General features: G+C 29.6%; 2 protein-coding genes. Both read right to left on the bottom strand.

Annotation, left to right across the window (positions count from 1 at the left end):
* Nucleotides 1–35: 35 nt before the first annotated feature.
* Nucleotides 36–887 carry an IS3 family transposase gene (locus WMO19_RS09700; RefSeq protein ID WP_349171671.1) on the bottom strand — a complete coding sequence of 284 codons (852 nt, stop codon included), beginning with the start codon at nucleotides 885–887 and terminating at the stop codon, nucleotides 36–38.
* Entirely contained in the window at nucleotides 854–1,420 is a 567-nt protein-coding gene (locus WMO19_RS09695; protein WP_349171670.1) for a helix-turn-helix domain-containing protein, read from the bottom strand. The genes WMO19_RS09700 and WMO19_RS09695 overlap by 34 nt, the downstream gene beginning before the upstream one ends.
* Between the last annotated feature and the right edge of the window lie 45 nt (nucleotides 1,421–1,465).

Here is a 1,465-nt window from a genome sequence, read left to right as displayed (position 1 = left end):
TGATGTGTACCCATAAAACTGGACACAATATTTAATTAACTAATTGTAGTGGATGTTAACCTATACTTTGTAGGTGGCATCCATTTTGTTTTTGATTGAATTCTTTCATTATTATAATAATCAATATATTCCTCTATTGCTCTCGAAAATTCTTCAAAAGAGCTATAGCTCTTTTCATAACCATAATAAATTTCATTTTTTAATCTTCCAAAAAATGTCTCCATGATTGAGTTGTCATAGCAATTACCCTTCCTTGACATTGATTGGATTATACCATGTTTTTTAAGTTCATTTACATAATATTTATGTTGGTATTGCCATCCTTGATCTGAATGTAGTATTAGATTATTTAGTTTTGGAAATTTGTTAAATGCTTTTTCTAACATATTGGATATTTGTTTTAAATTAGGGCGTAAGGATAAGTCATAAGAGATTATCTCATTTGTATACATATCAAGTATTGGAGAGATGTAGCATTTACCCCAAGAAAATTTAAATTCTGATACATCAGTGGTCCATTTTTGGAGAGGTCTATCTGCCTTGAAATCTCTATTTATTATATTATCAGCTACTTTCCCTATCTTCCCCTTATATGAGTGATATTTTTCCTTAGATCTTTTTCCGAATAGTTTTAGTTCGTGCATTATCCTTTGAACTCTTTTATGATTTATGACATAGCCTTGATTTACTAACTCCATATATATTCTTCTTACTCCATATCTTCCTTTGTGTAAGTTAAATATTTGAGTTATTTTATCTGCGATATGACTATTCTTAATTTTTATCTTATCAACTTTATTTATTTCAAAATAGTATGTTGACCTTGGCATATCAATAGCTCTTAAAAGATCCTTTAGTCTGTATCCTTCTTCTTTGAGTTCTTTGATAATCGCTGCTTTTTCGCCTTGAGTTGCGCAGCGTAACGTTCTTCTCTCAAGGCGATCTCTTTTTTTATTATTTCGTTTTCTGCCTTTATATATTCATTTTCTGCTCTAAGTCTTATTAGCTCTTCTCTTTCAGATTCATTAAGTTCTTTTGCTTTATGGTTATTTTTACTTTTCATGCTTGTATTTTTAGATTTACGGCCTTTCTTTTTATTATCAAGACCATTATATCCATAATTTTTATACTTGTTAACCCATGAATAGAGCTGTCCATTATTAATTCCATATTCAATTGCTATAGACTTTATTGAATTTCCAGCTAACACTTTAGATACCATTTCTAATTTCTCATCAGGTGTCCAATTGATATTATTTCCATGTTTTAAAATTTCTGGTCCATGAAGTTCTTCTAACTTAAACCATATTCTAATTGAATCATGAAAGTTTTTTTCTTTGGTCCCTTCAGGTGTATCAGGCCATTTACCTTCTCTGTATAATTGTACGCATTCTTTTTTAAATTCATAACTATATTTCATAAAAATACCCTCCTTACTGGTTTGTCCAGTAAAGAGGGTACATAT

Origin of the sequence: Peptoniphilus hominis (ex Hitch et al. 2025) (genome assembly GCF_040096015.1) — a bacterium.
GTDB classification, from domain to species: Bacteria; Bacillota; Clostridia; order Tissierellales; family Peptoniphilaceae; genus Peptoniphilus_A; species Peptoniphilus_A hominis.
This window is presented reverse-complemented; position numbering and strand designations above follow the sequence as displayed.